The sequence below is a fragment of the Rhizobium sp. NLR8a genome (assembly GCF_019685235.1).
GTDB lineage: Bacteria > Pseudomonadota > Alphaproteobacteria > Rhizobiales > Rhizobiaceae > Rhizobium.
Map to the genome: position 1 here is coordinate 305,881 of NZ_JABDWI010000009.1, position 17,067 is coordinate 322,947.

At 61.3% G+C, this 17,067-nt stretch carries 19 protein-coding genes; 12 read left to right on the forward strand and 7 right to left on the reverse strand.

All coding sequences use genetic code 11. From position 1 onward, the window contains the following. The first annotated feature begins 165 nt into the window (after positions 1-165). The 4 genes from HJC04_RS19390 to HJC04_RS19405 all read left to right on the forward strand — a co-directional run bounded on the left by HJC04_RS19390 (position 166) and on the right by HJC04_RS19405 (position 1,901). Positions 166-642, forward strand: coding sequence for an Hsp20 family protein (locus HJC04_RS19390; RefSeq protein WP_210628604.1), 477 nt, complete (start codon positions 166-168; stop codon positions 640-642). Between the two features lie 54 nt (positions 643-696). After that, complete coding sequence (locus HJC04_RS19395; protein ID WP_210628603.1) at positions 697-1,206, forward strand: Hsp20/alpha crystallin family protein; 510 nt, start codon at positions 697-699, stop codon at positions 1,204-1,206. 64 nt (positions 1,207-1,270) lie between these two features. Continuing rightward, positions 1,271-1,519 carry a hypothetical protein gene (locus HJC04_RS19400; protein ID WP_210628602.1) on the forward strand — a complete coding sequence of 83 codons (249 nt, stop codon included), beginning with the start codon at positions 1,271-1,273 and terminating at the stop codon, positions 1,517-1,519. 16 nt (positions 1,520-1,535) lie between these two features. Further along, positions 1,536-1,901 carry an SPW repeat protein gene (locus HJC04_RS19405; RefSeq protein ID WP_210628601.1) on the forward strand — a complete coding sequence of 122 codons (366 nt, stop codon included), beginning with the start codon at positions 1,536-1,538 and terminating at the stop codon, positions 1,899-1,901. 178 nt (positions 1,902-2,079) lie between these two features. Here the strand turns inward: HJC04_RS19405 and msrB are convergent, their stop codons facing one another. Continuing rightward, entirely contained in the window at positions 2,080-2,490 is a 411-nt protein-coding gene (msrB, locus tag HJC04_RS19410; RefSeq protein WP_221146870.1) for a peptide-methionine (R)-S-oxide reductase MsrB, read from the reverse strand. 187 nt (positions 2,491-2,677) lie between these two features. On the opposite strand from msrB, the gene HJC04_RS19415 reads away from it, so the two are divergent. Both HJC04_RS19415 and HJC04_RS19420 read left to right on the forward strand, forming a co-directional pair. Continuing rightward, positions 2,678-2,893 carry a hypothetical protein gene (locus HJC04_RS19415; RefSeq protein WP_210628599.1) on the forward strand — a complete coding sequence of 72 codons (216 nt, stop codon included), beginning with the start codon at positions 2,678-2,680 and terminating at the stop codon, positions 2,891-2,893. Positions 2,894-3,349: 456 nt separating this feature from the next. After that, the gene (locus HJC04_RS19420; RefSeq protein ID WP_010060045.1) at positions 3,350-3,781 is read left to right on the forward strand and encodes a MucR family transcriptional regulator; all 432 of its coding nucleotides are present in this window, start codon (positions 3,350-3,352) and stop codon (positions 3,779-3,781) included. A gap of 377 nt (positions 3,782-4,158) precedes the next feature. On the opposite strand, the gene HJC04_RS19425 is transcribed toward HJC04_RS19420, so the two are convergent. Then, positions 4,159-4,581, reverse strand: coding sequence for a SufE family protein (locus HJC04_RS19425; RefSeq protein WP_210628598.1), 423 nt, complete (start codon positions 4,579-4,581; stop codon positions 4,159-4,161). Positions 4,582-5,078: 497 nt separating this feature from the next. After that, positions 5,079-5,567 carry a DUF5330 domain-containing protein gene (locus HJC04_RS19430; protein ID WP_221146871.1) on the reverse strand — a complete coding sequence of 163 codons (489 nt, stop codon included), beginning with the start codon at positions 5,565-5,567 and terminating at the stop codon, positions 5,079-5,081. Positions 5,568-6,019: 452 nt separating this feature from the next. On the opposite strand from HJC04_RS19430, the gene HJC04_RS19435 reads away from it, so the two are divergent. From HJC04_RS19435 to HJC04_RS19450, 4 genes are all read left to right on the forward strand, one after another. Beyond that, on the forward strand, positions 6,020-7,561 hold the full coding sequence (locus HJC04_RS19435; protein WP_210628596.1) for a HAMP domain-containing sensor histidine kinase: 1,542 nt from the start codon (positions 6,020-6,022) through the stop codon (positions 7,559-7,561). Next, on the forward strand, positions 7,533-8,486 hold the full coding sequence (locus tag HJC04_RS19440; RefSeq protein WP_210628595.1) for a peptidoglycan-binding domain-containing protein: 954 nt from the start codon (positions 7,533-7,535) through the stop codon (positions 8,484-8,486). The genes HJC04_RS19435 and HJC04_RS19440 overlap by 29 nt, the downstream gene beginning before the upstream one ends. 106 nt (positions 8,487-8,592) lie before the next feature. Further along, positions 8,593-10,041 carry a methyl-accepting chemotaxis protein gene (locus HJC04_RS19445; protein ID WP_221122646.1) on the forward strand — a complete coding sequence of 483 codons (1,449 nt, stop codon included), beginning with the start codon at positions 8,593-8,595 and terminating at the stop codon, positions 10,039-10,041. Positions 10,042-10,455: 414 nt separating this feature from the next. Next, complete coding sequence (locus tag HJC04_RS19450; RefSeq protein ID WP_210631667.1) at positions 10,456-10,800, forward strand: DUF1491 family protein; 345 nt, start codon at positions 10,456-10,458, stop codon at positions 10,798-10,800. Positions 10,801-10,819: 19 nt separating this feature from the next. Here HJC04_RS19450 and HJC04_RS19455 read toward each other — a convergent pair whose 3' ends face one another. Further along, positions 10,820-11,869, reverse strand: coding sequence for a hypothetical protein (locus HJC04_RS19455; protein WP_210628594.1), 1,050 nt, complete (start codon positions 11,867-11,869; stop codon positions 10,820-10,822). An 815-nt stretch (positions 11,870-12,684) separates the two neighbouring features. On the opposite strand from HJC04_RS19455, the gene HJC04_RS19460 reads away from it, so the two are divergent. Then, complete coding sequence (locus HJC04_RS19460; protein WP_221122637.1) at positions 12,685-12,852, forward strand: hypothetical protein; 168 nt, start codon at positions 12,685-12,687, stop codon at positions 12,850-12,852. A 51-nt stretch (positions 12,853-12,903) separates the two neighbouring features. Here the strand turns inward: HJC04_RS19460 and HJC04_RS19465 are convergent, their stop codons facing one another. The 3 genes from HJC04_RS19465 to HJC04_RS19475 all read right to left on the reverse strand — a co-directional run bounded on the left by HJC04_RS19465 (position 12,904) and on the right by HJC04_RS19475 (position 16,396). Further along, the gene (locus HJC04_RS19465; RefSeq protein ID WP_210628592.1) at positions 12,904-13,455 is read right to left on the reverse strand and encodes a DUF1254 domain-containing protein; all 552 of its coding nucleotides are present in this window, start codon (positions 13,453-13,455) and stop codon (positions 12,904-12,906) included. Further along, positions 13,448-14,035 carry a DUF1214 domain-containing protein gene (locus HJC04_RS19470; RefSeq protein ID WP_210628591.1) on the reverse strand — a complete coding sequence of 196 codons (588 nt, stop codon included), beginning with the start codon at positions 14,033-14,035 and terminating at the stop codon, positions 13,448-13,450. Before HJC04_RS19470 ends, HJC04_RS19465 begins: the two co-directional genes overlap by 8 nt. A gap of 174 nt (positions 14,036-14,209) precedes the next feature. Further along, positions 14,210-16,396: a transglycosylase domain-containing protein gene (locus HJC04_RS19475; protein WP_221146872.1), complete on the reverse strand. Its 2,187-nt coding sequence runs from the start codon at positions 16,394-16,396 to the stop codon at positions 14,210-14,212. A 194-nt stretch (positions 16,397-16,590) separates the two neighbouring features. Between HJC04_RS19475 and HJC04_RS19480 the strand changes: the two genes are divergently transcribed. Next, entirely contained in the window at positions 16,591-17,067 is a 477-nt protein-coding gene (locus tag HJC04_RS19480; RefSeq protein ID WP_210628589.1) for a YcgN family cysteine cluster protein, read from the forward strand.

Consider the following 17,067-nt stretch of genomic DNA (forward strand, 5'->3'; position numbering starts at 1 on the left):
AAGATCAATTTTTCTCGTTAAGAAATTCGATCCCCTTGAAACTGTAAGACACTGAATTATATCAGTATTGTCGATCGCCCAATAGGGATCGGCAGAAAGTCCAGGAGACGCCGGTCGCTCTTGGCGTCTCCTTGTGTCCATGTTGCTTGCAAGGAGGATATGGCTATGAGGACAAACCTCGATTTCTCTCCCCTGTTCCGGTCGAGCATCGGCTTCGAGCGAATGTTGAACGCGCTTGAGGCTGCAGGCCGCGCCGAGACAATCGACAACTGGCCGCCTTACGATATCGTCAAGGCTGGTGAGAACGACTACCGCATTGCCATGGCAGTGGCGGGCTTTTCGCAGGACGAGCTGGCAATCACGCAAGAGCAGAACATGCTCATGGTATCGGGGCAGAGGGCAGAGAGCGAAGATGTTCAATACCTGCATCGCGGAATTGCCGGACGCTCGTTCCAGCGCCGGTTCGAACTGGCCGATCATGTGAAGGTTGTCGACGCCGGTCTTGCCAACGGTCTGCTGACCATCGATCTCAAGCACGAAATTCCTGAAGAGATGAAGCCGCGCCAAATCGAGATCGGAACTGGTCACGTAATGCCGAAGGCCGAGACGAAGCAGATCGAGGGCGAGACACAGGCGGCCTGAGCGTGGCGCCAGACGCCGTCTGGCGCCCATGAACCATCAGAAAGGAGTAGAGCCATGAGTGTTCGTGATTTGATTCCCTGGGGCCGCAACAACGGCAATCAGATGCCGAGTCTCCTTCGCGACGACGACCGCGATCCTTTCCTGTCGCTCCACCGCGAGGTCAACCGGCTGTTCGACGACGTTTTCCGCGGTTTCGGTTCCAGCTTGCCGTCACTTCGCGGCGCCAGCGGCTTTGGTGCCGGCTGGCCGAGCGTGGAGATCTCAGACACCGACAAGGACATCAAGGTGACGGCCGAAATACCCGGCCTTGAGGAAAAGGACATCGAGGTCTTACTCAATGACGGCGTACTGACCCTGAAGGGTGAGAAGCGTTCGGAAACGGAAGACAAGGAGAAGCAGTTCTCGGAGCGCTACTATGGCCGCTTCGAGCGACGCATCCCGCTCGGCACCGAGGTCAAGGAGGACCAGGTCGACGCCACCTTCAAGAACGGCATCCTCACCGTCACTTTGCCCAAGACCGAAAAGGCGCAGTCACAGGTCAAGCGCATCGCCATCAGAAGCTGACGAGCGCGGCGGCCGACACCTGGCCGGCCGCCGCTCATCCTTCACCAGTTGGGAAGGATAAACGATGAAGATTATCGGACGTACACACCGCGAAAACACAGCACCGATCTCCCGCTTCCGCGCCTCGAACGACGATCGGCGCAGCCGTCTTCCTTTCACAGTTCCGCAGTTCCAAGAGAACAGCGTCGCCCGCATCTCATTTCTGGCTTCCCACTACACCGTGACCGAGTTTTGCGGCGACGGCGATTCAAGCGCCGTCGCCGCAACCGTCTTCTGCCCGCAGGAGGCGGCCATTGATGATGCAACCAACTAAGAAGGAGAAATGATCGATGCTGAAGTCTCTGTCTTCCAACAACCGGACGGCTTTCGATATCGTCAATATCGTTGCCGGTCTTGGCCTCTTCATCTCGCCCTGGCTGTTCGGTTTCTCCGCTGAGACCTATGCCGCCTGGAATGCATGGATCGTTGGCGCGGCCATCACCCTGATCGCCGTTGCCGCTCTCTATGCTTTCTATGAGGCCGAGGAATGGTGCAACCTGGTCCTCGGGCTATGGGCTGTGATCGCTCCTTGGCTCCTCGGCTTTTCAGCCGTGGCAGCGGCCATGTGGGCGCATGTGATTGTCGGCCTGGTCGTCGCTGCCCTCGCAGCGGGCAGCATCTGGTTCAGTCATAACCATCCGTTGTCGACCGCATGACTGAATGCGAACGGGCTCGGGCGTCCGGGCCCGTTCGCCTTACCACTCCGCCCGCCGCCCCTGGAGGAGAGGCTTGGCGGCCGATCAGACTGGTTGACGACCGCGACGCGGTGATCGCCATCGATGGGTGCGCGGCTCTCCGTGCAAGGGCGGCGGATCGACGATCATTGGTTCAGCGCTATTCGGGCTCGAACACCATGGCATGGCCATTGATGCAGTAACGCAGACCGGTTGGCTGCGGGCCGTCGGGGAAGACATGGCCGAGATGGGCGTCGCAGGTGCCGCAGCGGATTTCGGTGCGCACCATGCCGTAGCTGGTGTCGCGATGCTCGGTCACCGCATCGGGAGAGACCGCTTCGAAATAGCTCGGCCAGCCGCAGCCGGCGTCGAATTTCGTGTCGGAGCGGAAAAGCGGGGCGTTGCAGCCGACGCAGCGGTAAAGCCCCGTCTCGAAGGAATCCCAGTAAGGGCCCGTGAAGGCGCGTTCGGTGCCGTGCTGGCGGGTGATGCGGTATTGCTCGGGCGTGAGCTGCTCTTTCCATTCGGCGTCTGATTTATGGATCTTGGCGGTGGTTGCAGTTTCGGACATGACGTGCTCCTTTCGCCGAAGGGCGGTTCCGTTTCGCCAGAAATGTGGTGCGCCGTCTTTGTTTCATCAAGCCTCCGGCGCCGGGCCGCGGGAATCGCGGCATGCAGCTATCAGGAAAGACGTCCGCTTTTACATCTATTAAGGGTTTTCTGTTAGGGTTAATGTTACGTGCATTGAGGAGCCATTGGTGTTTGAAGCCGCAATCGTCCTGCTCTACGGCCTCGTGGCCGTGACCGCCATGGCGGTCACGCTGCTGGAGGGCTGGGCCAATCACGCCGGTTTGACGTTTCATCGTCTCGCCGGACTTGTCGCCTGCCTGCTCTGGCCGCTGACGCTTCTGCTCTTCGTCCTGCACGGCTCGGTCGTCCGGCTGCTGACGCGTCTCTCCCGCTCGCTGGCCTGATCACGGCAACTCTCTGAGCCCGGCAATTGGCGTCTTAACCTGTTTTACGCCGAACTTATGCACAGGAAGCTGTGAGTAAAGCTTGGCCTAAAGTCCTATAATTCTTCATCAGCCATTTTTTCTCAAGAAAAACCACAAATAATAATTGGCCTTTCGGCCAAACGATGGTATTTGAAAATGCAAGTAGAATTCTGATTGTGAATTACAATCCTACTGCTTCCAAGTCCCTCAGTTTTGATTTTTCAATGTCTAACTGGGGCCATCGCCTGGAGCAAGACGGTAGTGGTTTTCGGTCAGGCAGTATAAGAACAGGTCTCGGACTTCGGAATCTAGGGGTGGATTTCACGTTTTTCGAAACAGAAGATTGCTTCCTGTGCTTTTGCTGTTCGCTTCTACGAGGCGGGTCTTTGGCGTGACAGTCAAAGATCGTTTGAGCATGCTAACAGGAGAAAAAATATGACGGATATGGCGACCGGCAATGGGCCGGAGCTGCTTGTGGAACTGACGGCCGACATCGTCGCGGCTTATGTCAGCAACCATGTTGTCCCGGTCAGCGACCTGGCAAATCTGATTTCCGACGTGCATTCGGCACTTAGCAACACATCCGTACCGCAGCCCGCTGCGGCTGTCGTCGAAAAGCAGAAGCCAGCAGTCTCTGTCCGCAAGTCCGTACAGGACGAGCAGATTACGTGCCTGGAATGCGGCGGCAACTTCAAGTCCCTCAAGCGTCACCTCATGACGCATCACAGTCTCTCGCCGGAAGAATACCGTGAGAAATGGGACCTGCCGACCGACTACCCGATGGTAGCGCCCGCTTATGCCGAAGCGCGTTCGCGCCTGGCGAAGGAGATGGGCTTGGGTCAGCGCCGCAAGCGCGGCCGCGGCTGAGCTTTTCCGCTGTCAATGACAAAAGCCGGGTCTTGTGCCCGGCTTTTCTGTCTGTACCGCAAACCTGAAACCGAAAACCGGAAGCCGTTTCCGGGCGCTATCCTGGTCCGGCCCGTTAAATGAAAGCAAGATTCAGACTTTAGTTCGGACGACCCCAGAGTTCATCCTGTTCCGGATGAGGATAATAATCTCCCCGACTATTCCGCCGCTATCGCAAGTCATGCACGGGGCAGACGGGATATTATCAGGGAACCTATCTTACGCTTTGGAGCGCGACGTAGAATGTATTCCTATACTATAAGAAAGTGTTAATATAGTCGGTTGGCCGTTTCCGCAAATGCCCAATCCGCCGCGCTCGCCGACCGAATCAATGACGTTCACGCCGCGGCGCGGACTATCGCCTCTTCCCGGATTCGCTTCACCATCGAGCGCAGCCCGTTCGAGCGCTGCGACGACAGGTTCTCCACCAGACCGATCTTCGAGAAGATCTCGAAGGCATCAAGCGCAGCGATTTCGGAAGCCCGCTTACCGGAATAGGTGGCAAGCACGATGGCGACGAGGCCGCGCACGATATGCGCGTCGGAATCGCCCTCGAAACTCATGATTGGGTTTTCCGGATCGCCCGACGTATGCGTCACCAGCCACACCTGGCTGGCGCAGCCCATCACCTTGTTCTCCGAGGTGCGTTTTTCCTCGGCGAGCTCGGGCAGCGCCTTGCCGAGTTCGATGACATAGCGGTAGCGGTCTTCCCAATCGTCCAGGAAGGCGAAGTCATCGATGATCTGGTCGAGGGATGCCATAAAAAGCCTTTCACCTTTTTGCATGCTGGCAAAACGACACGGCAATTTTGCGTCCGGACATGCTCTAGGACTGCATATAGGTGATAGACCGACAGATTTGAACCGCTAAAGCGCGCCGTCTTTTTGATGCGGCGCTTCAGCTTTTGTTTTTACGCATGTCGTTATCGAAATCCACCGCACATTCTTGTGCGACATGCTCTCAAAAGAAACGCCGTGAGGGATGGGCATCCTCACGGCGCAGCAATCTGCTGAATTAAACAGGGCAGGCACGTCAGGCATGGGGCATTTCCGCGTCATGCGGACCACCGATGCAAGCTCTAAAGCATGTCGCGCAAAAGTGTGCAGCGGTTTTGCGTGAACGACATGCGGAAAACCAAGGGCCTAAAGCGCGGCAGGCGAATCTCAAAGATCGCACCGCGCTTTAGAATTCCAGTGTGACGCAGTCCCGCGTCCGAACGTTGCTTATGTGCGGCGGGCCGGTTGCCCGCGCAATTTCGTCAGATCGCCGGCTTCGGCGTCGGCAGCGGGATCGCGCCGGTTACCACGGTCTCGGCTTCATCGTCGACCGGCGGCCGGTAAGGCATCGGCTGGTTGAGCGCAGCCTTTGCCTCGCGCACCTTCTCCTGGACGGAAGGGGAGGCAAGCGAGGGCATGGCGGGCGATGTCCGGTTTGCCGGCTCGGCAAGCCTTGCGGGCGTCGTCGGTTCGTCGGTGAATTGGCTGTCGAGAAGTTCGTAAGCGACACGGGCGCCCTCACGGGCCCGGTAGCCGAGCGCCGTCAGGGTCTCGGCGCCTTTGGCGCAGACATCCGGCTTTTCCGAGCACATGCCGGTGAGATAGTCATAGGCGCCGCTCGCCGCCGTAAACGCGTCTGAGAGCTGCAATTGTGGGCCGCCGGCAAGCTTGTCGGATCCCTCCGTGCTGAAGACGGAAAGAAGCACGAGCACTAGGCCAAACCAGAAGGATCCTTTGATCAGAAACCACATTGTCGTTGCCCATCCTGTTTTCCCGTCCGGTTCTTATCGCCGAATCAGGCCGGTTGTCCGGTGTGCTCTCACCCTATCGGCAAGTTGCGAATGCCGCTTTTCAAAACTCGCGCGCATTTGCGGCAAATTTAACTCAAATTTTAGCGAAGCGCATTTGAGCGGCATTTAAGTCAAATGCGAGCGATTGTTGTTAAGCATCAGGGCAGCACCTGCCTGCAATTGCAGGGCTTTTGCCGGCTCGCCTTGCCACAGGAGTTAACGCAGTGCTGAAATATGAAGGAAATCCGCCGCTTACCGGCCATTAACCACAAGAAGCGAAGGAGCTCTCAGATGCTTCAAAACGGGAATTTCTGCTCTTTCTGGCTGTGAACAGCGCCTTTGCCTTATCCTTTCCTTAAGTCGCGGGGGCCTATTGTCCGGATCGACAGACAGCCTCTTTGGGCGGGTATTGCGTGCGAGTATTGAGTGACATTGGCGGCTGGGCGACGGCCCTCGTAGACCGGGCGGCGACAAGCTGGCTTTCCCGGACGGGTGGCGGCGAAGCCGTGCGCCAGCGCGAGCTTGCGATTCTGCGGCGCCTCGTGCTGCTCTCCTCGGCCGCTCTCGTCGCCGCGCCGGTCGGGCTTTCGGCGGTCACCAGCCCCGCCGTCGCACTGCCGGCCGGCGTCGCCATGGTCTGCGCCGCCTTTCTCTTTTCCGCCGTCGGCAGCATTGCACTTGCCCGCCAGGGCTCGTCGGCCGGCATTGCCACACAGTCGGCCGAGGACTTCTTCCTCGACGTCACCCCCGGCCTCGTCTTTTTCCTGGATCCACACGGCAGCGTCGCCACCATAGGCGGCCGCGACCGGCGCGATTTCCTTGCCTGGATGCGCGATCCGAAGGGCAGGGGCTTCCTGGAGCAGGTGCATGTCTCCGACCGCATCCTGTTCCTGCAGGCGCTCGATGAGCTCAGGCGCGGCGAAGATGCCGCAAGCGTCGATCTGCGCCTCGACCGGCCTTCGATCTCGCGCGATCAGCGCCAGTTCGCCTATCTGAGAATGGACATGACGGCTCGCCGTGATGCCGATGGCGAGCTTGCCGCCGTCATCGCCCAATTGCGCGATGTCTCCGTCGAGCAGCAGCTGCGGGCCGAAGCCCAGAACCGTGCGGCCGACGCCGAATCGGCAAACGACGCCAAGTCGCGCTTCCTCGCCGCGGTCAGCCACGAGCTGCGCACGCCGCTGAACGCCATTCTCGGCTTCTCCGATATTCTGATCGGCGAATATTTCGGCAAGTTCGAAAATGACCGCCAGCGCGAATATGTCGGTCTCGTCCGCGAGTCCGGCGCGCATCTGCTCTCGGTCGTCAATACCATGCTCGACATGAGCAAGATTGAAGCCGGCCGCTACGAACTGATTCTGGATGCCTTCGATATTTCAAGCTCCGTCAGATCCTGCGAATCGATGCTGGCATTGCAGGCCAAGACCAAGGGCGTCACGCTGACGAGCCGGATTCAGCGTGGGCTTGGCGAGATCGTCGCCGATCAGCGCGCCATCCAGCAGATCCTCATCAATCTCGTCGGCAACGCCGTGAAATTCACCGAAGCCGGCGGCGTCGTCTCGGTCGATGCGGCGGCGCGTGACGGCATCCTGAAGCTGACGGTCAGCGATACCGGCATCGGCATTGCCGCCGATAAGCTGGCGATGCTCGGCCAGCCTTTTGTCCAGATCCAGAACGATTACACCCGCCGCTTCGAGGGCAGCGGTCTCGGCCTCTCGCTGGTCAAGGGGCTGGTGGCGCTGCATGGCGGGAATTTTGCCATTGCCAGCCAGCCGGGCGAAGGTACGATCATCACCGTCGAGATTGCGGTGGATGGCTCGGGCGCCCGGCGCGCCGAACACGCCGGTCATGGCGCGACCGTCGAATTTCCGCCGCGGCTGAAGGACGCGGTCGGTACCGGAGCAGAACTGGAAGAGGGGCTTTTCGATGGCCGCGCGCAAGCGAAAATCGCCTAAGGGAAAGAAGCGACGGCAGCAGCCGGGCCTTGTCGTGTCCGGTGCGGCCGCTCTCGGCGGCCTCGGCCTGCAGGGCGCATCCGCGCTGGGTGGTCTCGGGCTGCAGGGGGCGTCCGCGCTCGGCGGCGTCATTGGCCGCAATCCGTCGGTCGCCGGCGGCATGATCGCCTTCTTCGTCATCTTCTCCTTCGTTGCGGCCAATGCCCTCTGGTATCAGCCTGGCCTGCATCCGCACCCGATTTTCCGCACCCGCGACCCGCAGTCCCCAAACGTGCTCGGCGCGCGCCGTCCGGCCGACGAACAACCGGCTGACGTCACCACCTTCCGGATCGAACGGCCGGAGGATGCCGCCACCACCAGCGGGACGCCGGTGCCGGCCGCACCCGCTCAGCAGCCGAGCGAGCTGGTCATGGACATCCAGCAGCAGCTGGTGCGCCGCGGCCTCTATAACGGCATCGCTGACGGCATCATCGGCCCCCGCACCAGTGCCGCCATCCTGTTCTTCCAGGAGACCGTCGGCATGGCCCAGACCGGGGAAGCGACGCCGGAGGTGCTGGCCGCGCTGAAGACCGACGCTGCCGGCCCCTCGACCGTGCCCGTGGAAAAACCGCGTGAGGATGTCACCTCGAAGGCGGCGGCGGAGGACCCGGTCGCTGCTGCGATCCGCAGCGCCGAAAAGACCGTCAAGACGGCTCCGTCAGCCGCAAAGCAGCTTCCATCGAGCGAGCTTGCCACCGTCGATCTGGTGCTGAAGATCCAGAAGGGCCTTTCCAATATGGCCTATGCCAACGTTGGCGTCGACGGTGTGGCCGGCGAGCAGACTCGCGCCGCCATCCGCCACTTCCAGAAGCACTACAACCTCCCCGAAAACGGCGAGCCGAACGAGGCGGTGCTGAAGAAGTTGAAGGAAATCGGTGCGATCTAAGGCGTTCGCGCCATAGTACAACCTAAGTCTAAGACCCCAGCTTCGTTTGCAACTTGTTAACCATGTTGTCCGAAGCTTTGCCAATTGCGGCGGGGGAATGTCGGTCATGCATGCGCTGAAGGCGATAGACGATCTGACCGGAGAACCGACGGTCGAAGCGGAAAGCCCTGATCGCGAGGGATTGCGCCACATCCTGCAGCGCCTTGCCGAAGAAGCCTCCACCCTTGGCATCGATCTCGTCGATATTGCCGGCGCCATCCAGGACATGGCGGCGATGTCGGCGCGCCACGCCTCCGCCTTCGATCATGTCACCAGCACCGCACTTTCGATTGCCGAGACCAATCGCTCGGTAGCCCTGTCGCTGCGCGAGACCGATCGCACGGCGGCCGAAGCCCGCCAGATGCTGAAGGAGTCGGCCGACCGCATGTCCGGTTCCGTTGCCGAGATCGGCCATATGGTTCAGTCCTCCAACGTCATCGGTGCTGAAATCGCCAGCTTCTCGAAATCGCTTGCCGATGTCGACAAGATTGCCGAGGAGATCAGCACCATAGCCCGCCAGACCAACCTCCTGGCGCTGAACGCCGCGATCGAGGCGGCGCGCGCCGGCGATGCGGGCAAGGGTTTTGCCGTCGTCGCCGCCGAAGTGCGCGCTCTTTCGCTGCAGACTTCGAAGGCGACGGGCTCCATTCAGGACACGCTGGATGGGCTTCGGGTGAAGATCGACCGGCTGTCGGCGGTCGGCGGCGATGCCCGCGACAGTGCCGCCGGCGTGCGCGACAAGTCGGAGGCGATGCGCGGCGCCTTCGAAAGCATGGAACATGTCATCACCCGCATTCTCGACAGTTCGACCGTCATGGCCAACACCACCGAGGCGGTCGACCAACAATGCGCCGGTTTCGTCCAGAAGCTCGGCGAAATGTCCGGCGAGATCGCCGGTTCGAATGTCAGGCTGCAGCAGGCGGCAAAGCGCGTCGACAGCGTCGTCGGCCTCTCGGAAACGCTGATTCAGCTGACGGCGAGCGCCGGCGTCAAGACCGCCGACAGCCGTTGGATCGAGGAAGCACAATCCGTGGCAAGGCAGATATCAGGCGTTTTCGAACGCGCCGTCGCCGACGGTCAGATCGGTTTCGACGCCCTCTTCGACCGGCGCTACCGGCCGATGGCTGGCACCGATCCGGTTCAGATGATGGCTGCCTTCACCGAACTCACCGACCGTCTGCTGCCGCCGATCCAGGAGCCCGTCGTCGCCCTGGACGAGCGCGTCGCCTTCTGCGCGGCGGTCGACGAAAACGGTTATCTGCCGACTCATAACCGGAAGTTCTCGCAGCCGCAGCGGCCGGGCGACATCGTCTGGAACACCGCCAACTGCCGCAACCGCCGCATCTTCGCCGATCGCGTCGGCCTTGCCGCCGGCCGCAGCACCGCACCTTTCCTCGTCCAGACCTACCGGCGCGACATGGGCGGCGGCAATTTCGTGATGATGAAGGATATCTCCGCGCCGATCACCGTCAGGGGCCGCCATTGGGGCGGCTTGCGGTTGGCGGTCAAGGTCTGACGCATCCGCCAAAGCTCGGTTGCGGATTGCCGGCCCCGGCGCGCCGGTCTTGGAGGTTTTCCGGGTTAGATTGAAGCATTCTGCCGGAGCAGGTTTTCGTCAGGGCAAAGGCGATTGGCGACGGGCATACCCCAGGTACGTCCGAGCCGATCGCCTTTGATCCTGGCGGAAACATGCCCGGCCCACCGGCCGCACCGCTTCGCAGTGGCGAAGCGACAAGTGGGTCCGGCGATTCCAAAGTCTTGCAGTTTTGCCAGGCAAATCTGCGGGATGTTGGCTGAAACGGGCCGGCTGATCGACCGGCCGGCTTCGCCGCAGAGTTGGGCTACGACGCACGCCGGCCGGTCGACCATCCTCTCCGTTTGAGCCAACAGAATGCTTCAATCTAACTCGGAAAGGCTCTATACCGCCCCGATGAGATTACGCGCCGATATCTTCGTTTCCTCGCTTCTGCGCCGCGTCTTCGCAAGCGGCGATTTCGCCGCTGTGGAGAAGAAGGGCGCGGAGGAGGCGGGCGCGATCTTCATCCGCCAACACTTTCGCGATGGTCTGGAAACGCTCTATGCGCCGGCGCCGCAGACCGCCTTCGGCGAAGACGAGATCCGCGACCGGCTGTTCGAAGTCCGCCTCGCGCGCAGCGAGCCGCAAGCGGTGCGGGCGATGCTGGATCGCGAACGCCGCTTCGACCCCGATCTCTGGATCGTCGAGCTGGAGGCGGAGGAATTGGGGGACATAATCCCGCTGGCGGGGGATCGCTGAGAGTCAGGTCTTCTTCAACTCAACGCGACCGCCGCCCCAGCGCGCGTATGTCGCGCTGCACCGGCGCCTGGCGGGCGAAGCGGTGGGTTTCGGTTTCCCGAGATGTGCGCGAATCGGTGGTCTCGGCCTTGTAGGTGTAGCGATCGGCGCGCCGCCAGGCCTCCACCCTTTCGTGGCATTCTTCCGGATCGAGCGCATCGAGCACCATCCAGCCGCGCGTCACATTATGCTGTTGTTCGGCAAGATGCGGATAGAATCGTTCCAGCACGAAGACAGCGTCGAGAAAGCCCATGCCGAGGCTCGTCAGCGTCGTGGCGAGCTGCTGGCCGGAGAGGTCGAGCATGATGCGTTCGGCAAGCCAGCGGCTGGCGGAAAGCGCATCGGCGAGTGCGGTGGCGAAATGCGTCGCCTCGTGCGAGCGGGCGAAGCGCACCAGCAGCGCCTCCTGAATGTCGGTGAGGGTGCGCAGGCCGAGCCTGTCTTGATCGTCGCGGCCGAGATGGCCGGCAAGATCGAGGATGCGACCGCGCAAGGCCTCTTCATTGGCGACCCGCTGTTCCTCCAGCGCTTCGGCCTCGTTGCTCTCCACCTGGACTGGCGAAAGCGGGACGGCCAGCGCTTCCGTGATCGGCGCCGAAGCGGTGGCGGAGCGCGGCTGGGTCTGGCGCAGCGCCACCAGCGCGTCGATGACCTTCGGTGAGAGCGAATCGCGGCTGACGATCGCCTTGACATGCGCCGCACCCTGCATGCGGGCGATGGTGATCAGCGTGTCGTCGGCAACGGCCTTCGAGGCGATAAGGAAAGGCGCGGCGATTTCGATCGGCTGATTGCCGATGAACAGCGCCACGGCTGCCGGCATGGTCTCGCATTGGGAAAGGGCGGCGACTGCCTGGCGCTTGGCTTCGTCGGAGGAAGCTTGGAACAGCGGTGTGAAAAGCTCGGCGAATTGGCGCAGTTCGGATCGTGTCGGATGAGACAGGCTCTCGAAACTGCTCACAGTCGCCATCAACACCACGTCCTTTTTCCTGACGGCCAACGGGCCCTCTAGGTCTCGAAACCGGTCACGCACAAGCACACCCTGAAAACGCAGAACCAAGGGAAACCATGGGGCCGATAGCGCTGGCGGGGACGCCTCTCGGACCACACGGATATGAACAAATCCTACACTTGTACGGTTAATGGATGCTGAAGATTTTATTAAAATGATACAGAAATATACCCGAGGAACCTGCGAATAATGGTTAGCCGGCAATGGAAAGGCTATGGGCTCCGAAAGGGCGCTGCGGCGGCAAGCAAACCGGTCCTCCTCCTGATCGGGTCCGGCGATGCGCCATCGCTTGCAGCAGTTATCACCATGCCGCAACGAGAAAGCCGCTTCGCGGACGGCGGGAATTGCAATCGGCGCGCCTCTAAAACGAGTGGGCACCCAGGATAAACCGAAGCCCGCGCTGATCTGCCACAACAAATATTTCTGTGCCGCATATTTGCAACAGCGGCTCTGGATAGATCGCTGTATCGTCGTCAACTATATGAATTTCTTGTAATTTTATATTGCTCGCTGCCTTCCGGTCTTTCAGCGGGGCATGAAACCAAATCGACTCCTCAAGCGTTGAAGAGGAAGTTACGGAAACTGTGTTTGGCATCCGCTGAATATTAGTAAACTGTTAACTGTCATGTGTCTCAATTCGGACAGGAACGACGCGATTTGAGTATTTGGATCGTCGAAACTCCGCATCACGGTATTTCAATCAGGTGCCGTGGGAAAGGCGCGAATGCCCTCGGTCCGGCCATGCCGGCACCGCAGGACGCGCCGGCTCGCAGAGTGGCGGGCAGGGTGAAATCCATCGCAAGTTCATCCGTCTCGGGCAGTGCATGGAGACGAGAATGGCAATAGTAGTCGCATTGGCGGATCGGCGGCCGCGGGCGCCGCGTCGCCTGGACAAGGAACCGCGCGAAGCCAAGATTCTCTGGTTCACGGGGGTCCGCTATGAGCGGCTCGCCGAGAGCCCTAGACATGGTCCGGCGCCCGCGCCGCGCGCCAGAAAGAAGTAAGCGCCTCTTCAACCCCGGAGCGTGATGCCGAATTGAGAACAGACATTCCGCTTAATTGCCGGGGGTGAATTGCTCACAGCCCGCTTCCGTCAGGAAGTTGCGTGCTGCTTCATCGAAGCTTGCCTGCGGTGCCAGCGTCCGTAGCACGGCATAACCATCCGGCCTCGCCATTTCCACCAGGATCGCTTGGTCCAGTTCCTGCGGCAGGTTCTTGCGCAGGTCCGTCAACTGGATCGGGCCGCCCGCCAGAACGTCGAGCGCGCCGCCCACCGAGGTCCGGTCGTTCATGCTGAACACCTCGTTGGAGGCGCTGTCGTAGATCGCGATCGACCAGAAGGGGACGTTGCCCTTGGCGGTGAAATGCACCGGCGCATCCTCGACGTCGAAGGAGCAGACGGCGGTCCGCAGGAAGGGGTCGCCATTGGCGAGACCAGCCTCGTCGTACTGCTCGCCGAGCAGATAGAAATTGTTGAGATCGCCTTCCGCCGCCACGCGGGTCGCCGCATCCCTGCCGGTGAAATGCGGCAGGGACAGGATGATGACGAGATGCAGGAGCGCTGCGCCGAAAAGACCGGTCAGGACGGCGAAGAAGATCCTAAGCATTGCCGCATCCGGTCTTGGTGAGCTTCGGCATGGCGAGATCGATCACGCCGGAGCTGCCGGCGGTTGGCGTGTCGAACAGCGTCAGCACCAGCCGGAAAGTACCGGCCTGCGGCAAGGCCAGCCAGTTGCCCGGCTGAGCGGCGGCGGAGATCTCGATCGAAAAGCTGCTGTCGGGCTGGCGCAGCACCGTCCAGGAATTGAGCGCCGCCGGAAGCCCGGTCTTCACCGCCGCCGGATTGCCGCCATTGTCGGCGGTAAAGAGCGTCCAGAGCCGGGCGGGCGGCGTCTGCCCGCTGAGGCTGTAGCGGCAGCCGGCGTTCAGCCGTGCACCGTCGTCGTCGACGCTCGCCGTGAAGGTCAGCCCCTCGGCGCTGCCGTAGAGCAACTTGCCGGCGCGTGCCCGGTGCGATTTGGCGTAAGGATCGGCATCGACCGTCTGCAACGCCGGAAAGGCCTCCCAGGCGCCAAGCTTGATCGCCCCGAAACCCTGTGTCGCATCCAGCGCATAAAGCGAAATCATGATGCCGCCGCCGAAGGCGACGATCAGCGTGATCAGGATGAAAAGGGGGAATCGAAACACGTCATGACCTTGGAAACCGGGATGACAGGGTTAGCACTGATTCTGGCAGGGTGGAATGCCGCGCCATGACATGGACGTCGATCTGTCCAGATCGCGGGGCACGCGCGTTGGACGCGGATGAGGGGCGGGTCTCGCCGATCTCCGACACGAACGAGCGCAGCGACCACGCAGCGTCTACTCCGAGCTTGCCACCTTCGCCGGCGTCAATGGCGCGGCGGCCTTCAGCTTCCCTCCGAGCTTCTTAAGGATATCAGTCGATTGGACCGAGAGCATGCGCGGCCGGATGAGCTGCGGCAGTCCGTCCTGCGGCTTGGCGGCGACGGTCTTGGCAAGATCCTTTTCCGAGAGCAGGGGGTTTTCGACGCCGGGGATGGGGCGCAACGTCACACCCTGATGGGCGTAGTCCATGGCGCGCTTGAAGGTCATTGCCGGCAGTGAGCCGCCCGTCATGTTGTTGGTCGAGGTATAGTCGTCATTGCCGAACCAGACGGCGCAGGTGTAATTGCCGGTGAAGCCGACAAACCAGGCATCGCGATAGGCCTGGGTCGTGCCGGTCTTGCCAGCTGTCAGGATGCCGTTGTCGAGGGCCGCCTTGCGCGCCGTGCCGACATAGGGAACGCGCGATAGCATCTGGTTCATATAGACATCGGCCTGTTCGGACAGCACGCGTTTCGGCGCCGGCTCGTCGTGGTCGAAATCGTAGAGCACATCGCCTTCGTAATCGAGGATCTGGGTAATGCCGTGGCGGCGCGACTGATAGCCGCCGGCCGGGAAGGTGGCATAGGCCGTCGCCTGGTCGAGCACCGTCACCTCCGATGTCCCGATCGGGATGGTGACGTCGTCGCGGATCGGCGTTTCGACGCCGAGATTCTTCGCCATTGCCCGGATCGGCTGGATGCCGAGCTTTTCCTTGGCAAGCCGCACCGGCACGGTATTGATCGACTGGGCGATCGCCGTCTCGAGTGTGATGCGGCCGACATAGCGGTTCGCATAATTGTGCGGGCTCCAGTTGCCCCACGAAATCGGGGCGTCGACGATCGTCGTCTGCGGTGTCATCCCGCTCTCCATCGCCAGCGCGTAGGTATAGACCTTGAAGGAGGAGCCCGGCTGGCGCAGCGCCTTGGTGGCGCGGTTGAACTGGCTCTCGCCGTAATCCCGCCCGCCGACCATGGCCCTGACGGCGCCGCCGTTCTCGATCATCACCATGGCGCCCTGCTTGGCGTGATAGGCCTCGCCAAATTCACGCAGCGATGTCTCGACCGAATCTTCGGCCGCCTTCTGGATGCCCATGTCGATCGTCGTGCGCACGATCAGCGAATGCTGGTGGAAGCGCGGCGAAAGACGTTGCACTTCGTCGAAGGCCCAGTCGAGGAAGAAATCCGGCGATTCCACCTCGTTGCGGTCGACGACGGTCGCCGGATTGCGCCGGGCGGCGATCACCTGGCCCTCCGTCATCAGCCCACTCTGCACGAGATTGGTCAGCACCTCGTTGGCGCGGGCACGCGCGGCTGGCAGGTTGACATGCGGCGCATATTTGGCCGGCGCCTTGAACAGGCCGGCAAGCATTGCCGACTCGGCAAGGTTCACATCGGTAATGTTCTTGCCGAAATAGAATTGCGCCGCTGCCGCGGCACCAAAGGTGCCGCCGCCCATATAGGCGCGGTCGAGATAGGTGGAGAGGATTTCCTTCTTGGAGAGATTGGCTTCGAGCCATAGGGCCAGGAAGGCTTCGGTGATCTTGCGGTCGATCGAGCGCTCGTTGGAGAGAAACAGGTTCTTGGCGAGCTGTTGCGTCAGCGTCGAGCCGCCTTGCACCACTTCGCCGGCCTGGGCGTTGGTGACCATGGCGCGGAAGAGGCCGATCGCGTCGATGCCGAAATGGTCGAAGAAACGCCGGTCTTCGGTCGCGAGGACGGATTTGATCAGGGAATCCGGCAGCTCGTCGATCGGGACGGAATTCTGGTGGATGACGCCGCGATGGCCGATGACGTTGCCGTAGCGGTCGGTGAAGGTGACGGCGAAATCGCCGCGATTGCGCCAGTCCTCCTTGGTCGCCTCGAAGGCTGGCTGGGCAAGCACCAGCATCAGCACCGCGCCGGCCGCCCCGAGGGTCAGCCCTTCGCCGGCAAGTTCGAAGATCATGCGTTTCCAGCCGCGAACGCGAAAGCGGCGGAAGAAGATGGTGGTGTCTTCCCAGATCTCGGCGGCGCGGAAGCCGGCGTTCCAGACGGTCGAATCGATCCATGAATCGATGCGCAACAGAATGTGGCGGCTCTTCGGCGGCCGCCTGCCCGCCGCGTCACCGGTTCGTTTGTCTGATTCCCTTTCAGGCCCTTTTTCAGGGTTGTCCGGATCCTGCACGTCCTGTATTCCCGCCTGATCGCGCTTGCCTCATGTCCGGCCGCCGGAAAGCGACGAAAGCGCGAGGCCCTCAAGGCCCGAAAAGCTCTCCGATACCAGGAGCATGCTGAAGAATTGATTGATTTTATGGCGGATAACAAGAGAGATAGAGCGGCGGTCACGTGAAATTGGGCCGCTGTTGCAAGAAACGGACGATGACCGATCTGCCCTTCTGGAAGAAGAAGACCCTTGCCGAAATGAGCCCCGCCGAATGGGAAAGCCTCTGCGACGGCTGCGGCCTCTGTTGCCTCAACAAGCTCGAGGAGTGGGAGAGCGGCGATATCTATTTCACCTCGGTCAGCTGCAAACTGCTCGACGGCCAAAGCTGTCGCTGCTCCAGCTATCAGAACCGGTGGGATTTCGTGCCTGACTGCGTGCAGCTGACCAGGGAGAACGTGCCTGAGATCGCCTGGCTGCCGCCGACCTGCGGCTACCGGCTGATTAATGAGGGCCGCGATCTCTACTGGTGGCATCCGCTTGTCTCCGGCGATCCCGAGACCGTCCATGCCGCCGGCATTTCCGCCCGCGGCCGCACGATCAATGAAACCGAGATCGATATCGATGATCTCGAGGATTATGTCGTCGACTGGCCGCTGACCGTGGGTGCGGAAAAGGATGAAGAAGAAGCGTGA

What these genes read in the sequence shown, in the direction of transcription:
- HJC04_RS19480 (WP_210628589.1), top strand. Translation starts at nt 16,591, where the DNA reads ATGACCGATCTGCCCTTCTGGAAGAAGAAGACCCTTGCCGAAATGAGC.
- HJC04_RS19420 (WP_010060045.1), top strand. Translation starts at nt 3,350, where the DNA reads ATGACGGATATGGCGACCGGCAATGGGCCGGAGCTGCTTGTGGAACTG.
- HJC04_RS19460 (WP_221122637.1), top strand. Translation starts at nt 12,685, where the DNA reads ATGGCAATAGTAGTCGCATTGGCGGATCGGCGGCCGCGGGCGCCGCGT.
- HJC04_RS19450 (WP_210631667.1), top strand. Translation starts at nt 10,456, where the DNA reads ATGAGATTACGCGCCGATATCTTCGTTTCCTCGCTTCTGCGCCGCGTC.
- HJC04_RS19395 (WP_210628603.1), top strand. Translation starts at nt 697, where the DNA reads ATGAGTGTTCGTGATTTGATTCCCTGGGGCCGCAACAACGGCAATCAG.
- HJC04_RS19425 (WP_210628598.1), bottom strand. Translation starts at nt 4,581, where the DNA reads ATGGCATCCCTCGACCAGATCATCGATGACTTCGCCTTCCTGGACGAT.
- msrB (WP_221146870.1), bottom strand. Translation starts at nt 2,490, where the DNA reads ATGTCCGAAACTGCAACCACCGCCAAGATCCATAAATCAGACGCCGAA.
- HJC04_RS19400 (WP_210628602.1), top strand. Translation starts at nt 1,271, where the DNA reads ATGAAGATTATCGGACGTACACACCGCGAAAACACAGCACCGATCTCC.
- HJC04_RS19465 (WP_210628592.1), bottom strand. Translation starts at nt 13,455, where the DNA reads ATGCTTAGGATCTTCTTCGCCGTCCTGACCGGTCTTTTCGGCGCAGCG.
- HJC04_RS19405 (WP_210628601.1), top strand. Translation starts at nt 1,536, where the DNA reads ATGCTGAAGTCTCTGTCTTCCAACAACCGGACGGCTTTCGATATCGTC.
- HJC04_RS19445 (WP_221122646.1), top strand. Translation starts at nt 8,593, where the DNA reads ATGCATGCGCTGAAGGCGATAGACGATCTGACCGGAGAACCGACGGTC.
- HJC04_RS19430 (WP_221146871.1), bottom strand. Translation starts at nt 5,567, where the DNA reads ATGTGGTTTCTGATCAAAGGATCCTTCTGGTTTGGCCTAGTGCTCGTG.
- HJC04_RS19440 (WP_210628595.1), top strand. Translation starts at nt 7,533, where the DNA reads ATGGCCGCGCGCAAGCGAAAATCGCCTAAGGGAAAGAAGCGACGGCAG.
- HJC04_RS19390 (WP_210628604.1), top strand. Translation starts at nt 166, where the DNA reads ATGAGGACAAACCTCGATTTCTCTCCCCTGTTCCGGTCGAGCATCGGC.